This is a genomic window from Viridibacillus sp. NPDC096237 (assembly GCF_050278625.1).
Classification (GTDB): Bacteria; Bacillota; Bacilli; order Bacillales_A; family Planococcaceae; genus Viridibacillus.
The window spans coordinates 1-7,348 of record NZ_JBNNTI010000081.1 but is presented as its reverse complement, the minus strand read 5'-3'; the positions used below and the strand labels follow the sequence as shown (position 1 = coordinate 7,348).

7 protein-coding genes are annotated in these 7,348 nt (G+C 34.8%); 5 read left to right on the top strand and 2 right to left on the bottom strand.

Annotated features, from left to right (window positions below; all coding sequences use genetic code 11):
* Positions 1-145 precede the first annotated feature (145 nt).
* Positions 146-1,129, bottom strand: coding sequence for a diaminopimelate dehydrogenase (locus ACQKMD_RS21350; RefSeq protein WP_427754537.1), 984 nt, complete (start codon positions 1,127-1,129; stop codon positions 146-148).
* A 530-nt stretch (positions 1,130-1,659) separates the two neighbouring features.
* Between ACQKMD_RS21350 and ACQKMD_RS21345 the strand changes: the two genes are divergently transcribed.
* The 5 genes from ACQKMD_RS21345 to ACQKMD_RS21325 all read left to right on the top strand — a co-directional run bounded on the left by ACQKMD_RS21345 (position 1,660) and on the right by ACQKMD_RS21325 (position 6,825).
* A complete protein-coding gene (locus ACQKMD_RS21345; RefSeq protein ID WP_427754535.1) occupies positions 1,660-2,631 on the top strand; it encodes a S66 family peptidase in 972 nt (323 codons plus the stop codon).
* Between the two features lie 243 nt (positions 2,632-2,874).
* Entirely contained in the window at positions 2,875-3,429 is a 555-nt protein-coding gene (locus ACQKMD_RS21340; protein WP_427754534.1) for an NAD(P)H-dependent oxidoreductase, read from the top strand.
* Between the two features lie 492 nt (positions 3,430-3,921).
* Positions 3,922-4,419, top strand: a complete 498-nt coding sequence (locus ACQKMD_RS21335) for a YdeI/OmpD-associated family protein (protein ID WP_427754532.1) — start codon at positions 3,922-3,924, stop codon at positions 4,417-4,419.
* Between the two features lie 308 nt (positions 4,420-4,727).
* Positions 4,728-6,245, top strand: coding sequence for a cardiolipin synthase (gene cls / locus ACQKMD_RS21330; protein WP_427754531.1), 1,518 nt, complete (start codon positions 4,728-4,730; stop codon positions 6,243-6,245).
* A gap of 46 nt (positions 6,246-6,291) precedes the next feature.
* Positions 6,292-6,825 (top strand): DUF1572 family protein, encoded by a 534-nt coding sequence (locus ACQKMD_RS21325; RefSeq protein ID WP_427754529.1) that lies wholly within the window; start codon positions 6,292-6,294, stop codon positions 6,823-6,825.
* 171 nt (positions 6,826-6,996) lie between these two features.
* On the opposite strand, the gene ACQKMD_RS21320 is transcribed toward ACQKMD_RS21325, so the two are convergent.
* The coding region (locus tag ACQKMD_RS21320) for a hypothetical protein (protein ID WP_427754528.1) at positions 6,997-7,348 on the bottom strand (352 nt) is incomplete at its 5' end.

Genomic DNA, 7,348 nt, shown 5'->3' with positions numbered 1-7,348 from the left:
TTGAACAAATCAAAAATGAGCTTCAAGTGGCATAAGGTACCAGTCATTGCATTTTATGTGGTAATATTTGTATTTAAAAATACTCATTTAGAGTAATGTAATAAAGGGCAGACTTCTCATGAAGACAGAGCCAGCCTTTTATTTTTTATAATAATTCTTTACGAAGTTCTGCTGCTGATTTTGGTGACAACAAACCAAATGGGACATCAAACACTGTTTTAGCCCCTCGGTCGCCTGCTATATTTAATTTGTAAGCGGCACGAGCAAAGGCTACCAATACGCTTGATGTAAAGTATGGATTACTTTCTAAGTTCAAAGAGAACTCCATAATTTGCTTATCCTGCGCGTTGGATTCACCACTTCGAATAACGAATCCGCCATGTGGCATACCGCCATGATTTAAAGCAAGCTCATCTTCAGAGATGAAATTTACAGTTGTATCATAATTAGAGAAATAGTTTGGCATTGTTTTTATTTGTTCTTCGATTTTCACTGCATCTGCGCCTTCTCCTAAAACAACGAAACATTCACGAGCATGTTTTTCACGTATAGTCAGTTCAGGATTCTCACCATTACGTACTTGATTTACTGCCTCTTCGATTGGCAAAGTATATTGCACGGCATTTTTGACGCCGTCAATACGGCGAACTGCATCTGAGTGTCCTTGGCTTAGGCCGTCACCCCAAAAAGTATATGTATTCCCAACAGGCAAAATGGCTTCTCCTAAAAGACGGTTTAATGAAAATAAGCCTGGGTCCCATCCAACTGAAATAATGCTCACTTTATTTGCAGGTTCAGCTACTGCATTTACTGAGTCAAAGAAATTAGGGATTTTAGCATGTGTATCAAAACTATCAATTGTATTAAACCATTGGGCGAAATGAGGTACTTGCTCCGGTAAGTCCGTTGCAGATCCACCACATAGAATCATAACATCAATGGCATCTTCAAATTTTTCTGCATCGTTCACAGCGTGTACTGGCACATTAGCGCTCGTGATTTTTAAAGAAGAAGGATCTCGACGAGTGAACACTGCCACTAGTTCCATATCAGGATTTTGCGCAATGGCCCCTTCAACACCACGACCTAAATTACCATAACCTACAATACCAATTCGAATTTTGCTCAAAGTTGTTCCTCCTAAAAATATGTATAGTACTATCAAATATAATCCTAATTGTACTTTAATTTAGAAAATTCACAATCATCTAAAGAGATTAATAGTGATAGGTAAGGATTTTATTAAGTTTGTAATCCAGAAGGTAGTACTTCTAGCAGATGAATTCTCCATTAGATGTTGTAGCACCCTTGCTTTTATTCAAAGAACAATCAGCATATTATATAAATATTTTATTATAACCAAAAAAGGGATATAATTACATTTGTATGTATTTTCTGTATTATCAAGACCATTATTCAGATGATTGAAACATCTAAGAGGGGAGAATTACTTTTTTATAGAGAAATCGGATGTTGAAAGACTTTAAGAAAGAATCCCAAAATGCTAGCTATTAGGTTGATTTTGAGAGTAAACTTGGCAGCAGTCGTTAACATGTATGGCGTAGGTTTTAATATTAATAAGCATGTATTTGGAAATATAGGGAATATGTTTGTAAAGTAGTAGGACTTTTTTTAAAAAAATAGAAAGAAGGTTAAAGAATGATAGCACCTAAATTAAAAAAAGGCGATGAACTGCGTATTATTGCACCTAGTCGTAGTATGCAAATTTTATCTGAAGAAGGTATTAAAGGAGCAATTGAGCAATTAAAAAAGTTCGGTCTAAAAGTAACATTTGGAGAGCATGTATCAGATTGTGATTTGCATTACTCATCTTCTATTCAGGCCCGAGTAAAGGATTTACACGATGCTTTCCTAGACCCACAAGTGAAAGCGATCTTGACCGTCATTGGGGGTTTTAATCTTAATGAAATCTTACCTTATATTGATTATGAACTCATAAAGGACAATCCGAAAATTATTTGTGGATATAGTGATATTACAGCGCTAGCGTGGGCTATTACTGCCAAAACGGGTTTAGTTACATATTCAGGACCACATTTCTCAAGCTTCGGTATGCAGAAAGAGCAGGATTATCAAACTGCTTATTTTAAAAAATGCTTAATGGAAGATGGAGCTTTTGACGTGGAACAGTCAGCAGTTTGGAGCGATGATGAATGGTTTATAGATCAGGAGAATCGTAATTTGATTCCAAATGAAGGATTGAAAATTTATAACGCTGGGCATGCTTATGGTGGATTATTTGGTGGTAATTTATGTACATTCAATTTGCTACAAGGTACCCAATTTATGCCGGATTTAAATGATGTGATTTTATTTATAGAAGATGACGAATTAACAGATCCACTGACATTTGCAAGGGATTTAACATCATTACTACAGCAGGAAAAATTAAAAAATCTAAAAGGAATCGTCATAGGCAAATTCCAAAATAAATCTGAAATGACAGATGAACATTTGCATTTTATTTTTGACAAACATCCAACTTTAAAAGACATTCCTGTAATGTATAATGCAAGCTTTGGTCATATACAGCCAATGTTTACATTCCCAATCGGAGGATTTGTAGAGATTGATACGGAGTCGAAATTGATTAGAATAATTGAGCACTAGTATAGTGAATGAAATAAAATATTACTAAAAACAAATAAAAACCTTTTCGTTAGCATACTATATATGATGTATGTTAACCAGTTAGCATAGTGTTAGAAGCGAGTGAATTTGCCTAAATGATGTGAGGGGAATTTAGTACTGTAATTCCCACTTTTCTCTTTGGTTATCTGGTTAGGGTTTAATCGTTTTTTCAAAAAGGTGAAACGTCGGTACATTATTATGAGTAATGTGAGGAGATTGTAAATGGATAATATTTTACTAATTGATGGCCATGATCAATATGAACGCGCACCTGGAAATTTAACACAAAGTCTTGCTCAAGTAATACAGAATGACTTAGAAAAAAAGTATGATATTCAGACAACTATTGTTAAGGAAGGGTATGAAGTTGATAAGGAAGTTGAAAAGTTCCTTTGGGCAGATTGTATTGTTATACAAACACCAATTTATTGGTTTAGTATTCCGGGGATTTTGAAAAAATATTTTGATGATATTTTCCTCCCTAAAATCTTTTTTGAGAAAGGGACGGCATTAGGAAGGGGAGGATTATTGAAGGAGAAGAAATACATGTTTTCTGTTACATGGGGCGTTAAGAAGACCTCCTTTGCATCTTCCGAACCTACAGCATTTTTGGAAGGAAAGTCAGAAGACGAGGTACTGTTCCCAGTACATAAAACCTTCGAATATTGTGGCATGCAGCAATTGCCTACCTTTTCTTTATATGGTGCGATGAAGGAACGTATATTTGAAGAAGACTTGGAGCAAATACAGGCACATATTAAAAAAATATTTATTTAGTAAAAGATCACCCGATTCGATTGTCTACTGACAATTTATTCGGGTGATCTTATTTTTCCTATTCAATACGTGCTATTTCAACTAAGCCATGCATTCACCCCATTTATTTGCACATCTTCTCCAAACTTTTCATGTAGTTGTGAAAAGAAGGTGTCCCCTTTTTTCGATATAGTACGCATTGTTGCTAGATAATTATCCCAAATGAATGGGATTATCATCTTGCTGAATTTGAATAATAAAGTTAGAATGCTCTTGCAGCAATTATAAGAAGGATTTATTCAAAGAACTTTACAGTGTATGAAGGAGAGGTTTTATGGCAGAAGTAAAAATAGTTGTCGAAAAATTAAAGTTACAACAATACGAGAAAAAAGTAGTACTGAATATGCCTGATCATGTGACGGAATTAGATGGACTAGAGTTTGATAGGATTTAGAGCAAAAAACATATGATTTGGTATTTGCACTTGTTTTTTCGCTCAATGAGTTTAGTAGCTTGCTTCGAGAAGTTGTGGAAAGTAAACGAGTTAAGGACAAAGGTTACCTTTTTGTAGCCTATCCAAAGAAAAACAATAAAGAATATACGGAATACATTGAACGGGACACGTTGTTTCCAGCTATTTCGCCAGATGAAGAGGGCTATGTATTAAAAAGCACAATGAAGTTTGCACACATGGTTAGCTTTAATGATACATTTACAGTTGTCGGTATTAAAAATGAACCAAAGAAAGTAAAAAAAACAACTACTAAAAAAGCAAGTCAATGTGTAGGAGATTATGTGAGCCGTATATCTGATATCCAGCAGTATTTGAAAAATCAAAGAGAAATAATCGATTTTTATAATGTACTAGCACCAGGTTATCAGCGAGATTGGGCCCGATTTGTATATAGTGCGAAACGAACTGAGACACAAGAAAAACGTTTGTCAGAAATGGCAAAGATTCTTGGCGAAGGATTCAAAACTATGAATTTATATCGAGCCAATAAGAAATAACGTATAGGTAGTTATTTTTCATATTTTATCTTCAGCACTTTAAACCTCTAGAAAGCAAAAAAAATCCTGCTACTTGAGGATTTTTTTATTGTCCATAATACTTTTTTTATATTGATTCGAATCATACCTCTAGTTGGGATTTTTTTTAGTTTTGGTTGTGTTCGCATTTTTAAAGTTGTTCGTGGAGAATTTTTTTATAAGCGTCAAATTCTCTAAAGAAATAGGAGCTATTTATAAAAAAAATCACATAAGTTGTAAGTATAAATAATTTATTTTGTATTAGGGATAGGAAAAGTGGAGGGGATATTATGCAGAAGGTTTTCCAATTTATAGCTATTTCAGCAGTCATAATTGGCATCGGATATATATTTTCTATTTGGAATATGAAAGTTACATATGTAATAGCCATTGTGATTGAGTTATTTGGACTTTCAATTGCTATTAAGTTAATTTTCTTTGATATACGTAATACTTCATCGAAAGTCGTGTGGATTACAGTGATTTTAGGTCTTCCAGTCATTGGAACGGGGTATTATTTATACTTTGGAAGAGATCCCATAACACGTAAATTCTCAGCTTCACAAATACAAGAAACAGCTAAAGTAGTTAAAGTATCACATGCGATACAAAAAAAATATTATTCTACAGAGATACCTCGTTTATCAAAGCGTATTGCTAATTTATCAAATATAAAGCCACTAAAGGGTAATAAGATTGATATTTTGACAAATGGTGCTGCAACCTTTTCAGCTATTATGGAAGCGATTAAAAATGCCAAATGTCATATTCATATGCAATTCTATATTTATAAAAAAGATAATATTGGTACTGAAATTAGAGATTTATTAGTTCAAAAGGCAAAGGCAGGTGTAGAAGTACGCTTTATGTATGATGCAATAGGTGCGAAGTGTTTAAATTCTACTTTCCTTAAACCACTGTCCGATGCAGGAGCGGAGGTCATAGCGTTCGAGCCAATATTATCACTTTGGTTCTTGCATAAGGCGAATTTTCGAAATCACAGAAAGGTAATAGTTGTAGATAGTCATATTGGCTTCACTGGAGGTTTGAATGTTGGTGATGAGTATTTATCTAATACAAATACCTTTAAAATTTGGCGTGATACGCATCTTCGTATAGAAGGATTATCAGTTAGTGAATTACAAGAATCTTTTTTAAATGATTGGGTTTTTATGAAAAATGAAAAGGGTGCAGCTACCCCTTTTATAAATGAAAAGGGAATTCAAAAATACTTTTCCCAAATTGAAAAAGGTGATGATTGGGCTCAAGTGATCTACGGTGGACCATATGATAAGGAAAATATCATACGTGATGCCATGCTCAATCTAATTGAATCAGCACATGAAAATGTATGGATTGCAACCCCTTATTTTGTCCCAGATGCTGAAGCTTTAGCCGTGGTAAGACGGGCAGCAATGAGTGGTATAGACGTGCGAATTATTCTTCCAGGAAAAGGAGATATGGGTATTTCTTATCATGGTAGTAATGCTAATATTAAAATTTTACTTGAAGCCGGTGTACGCGTATTTGTCTATGATGAAGAGTCGTTTTTACATTGCAAAATTATTACTGTAGATAGTGTGAATGCTGCTATTGGAACCGCCAATTTCGATATTCGTAGCTTCCGCCTTAACCATGAGCTCATGGTCTTTTTATACGAGGCTAGTGATGCAATTCATCACTTATTGCATGATTTCAAAATAGATTTCCAAGTGAGCAGAGAGTTGACAATGGCTGACATGAAGAATAAGAGTTTAGGGAAACAATTAAAAGAATCAATAAGTAGCTTGTTTTCACCAATCTTGTAGTTGGTGACGGATTACTGTATGTTTAGATTAACTGGGGGGGGTTAAAATGAATATGGGTGAAACTTATTTAAACATAATAAAGAAAAAATTTTTAGAAATAAAGAAGCTTGGGGATCAAACTTTTCAACAACTAGATGATAAGCAATTACATTGGTCAAATCACGAGGAATCCAATAGTATTGCTGTTATTATAAAACATGTTGGGGGGAATATGATTTCTCGATGGAGTGATTTTCTTTCTACAGATGGAGAAAAGCCAACAAGAAATAGGGATTTAGAGTTTGAAGCTTCGTATTTGCCAAAAATGGAATTATTTCAAATTTGGGAACAAGGCTGGCAAATTGTTTTTACTGCACTCGACGAATTGACAGAACAAGATTTACTGAAAAAGGTTAAAATACGAGGGGAAAATCATCTTGTAATGGACGCGATTGAGAGACAAGTTTCACATTACTCTTATCATGTTGGGCAAATTGTGTACATTGGCAAGCTTTTGAAGACTTCAGAATGGCAATCGCTAAGTATTCCAAGAGGATATTCTGAACAATTTAATAAACAAATGTTTAATAAGAATAATTAGTTAACGTTTAAATTAATTAGTATATTAATTAATAAATAAATATAAGAAATTAAAACGCCTTATAAATAAATTGGTATTGAAGGTATTTATATAAGTTTAACTTTTAAACAATATCCCTCTAATTGTTAGTTTCGTCTAACAATTGGAGTTCACATCTCTAAATTGCGAGACTTATATAAGTCTAAAGAAAAAAAACTCCGGCGCAATACCGAAGTTTTTTATTTGCTGCAATATTAAAGGTTTAAATTCTATATATTTTTTAAAAACGTTTTCTTCTACAGCAGCAATTTCCTCTGCTACCACGAGACCCTCTGCTACCGCGAGACCCTCTGCTACCACGAGACCCTCTGCTACCGCGAGACCCTCTGCTACCACGAGACCCTCTGCTACCGCGAGACCCTCTGCTACCACGAGACCCTCTGCTACCGCGAGACCCTCTGCTACCGCGAGACCCTCTGCTACCACGAGACCCTCTGCTACCGCGAGACCCTCTGCTACCACGAGACCCTCTGCTACCGCGAGA

Coding starts and splice junctions, on each gene's coding strand:
- ACQKMD_RS21345 (WP_427754535.1), top strand. CDS start 1,660: ATGATAGCACCTAAATTAAAAAAAGGCGATGAACTGCGTATTATTGCA.
- cls (WP_427754531.1), top strand. CDS start 4,728: ATGCAGAAGGTTTTCCAATTTATAGCTATTTCAGCAGTCATAATTGGC.
- ACQKMD_RS21340 (WP_427754534.1), top strand. CDS start 2,875: ATGGATAATATTTTACTAATTGATGGCCATGATCAATATGAACGCGCA.
- ACQKMD_RS21325 (WP_427754529.1), top strand. CDS start 6,292: ATGAATATGGGTGAAACTTATTTAAACATAATAAAGAAAAAATTTTTA.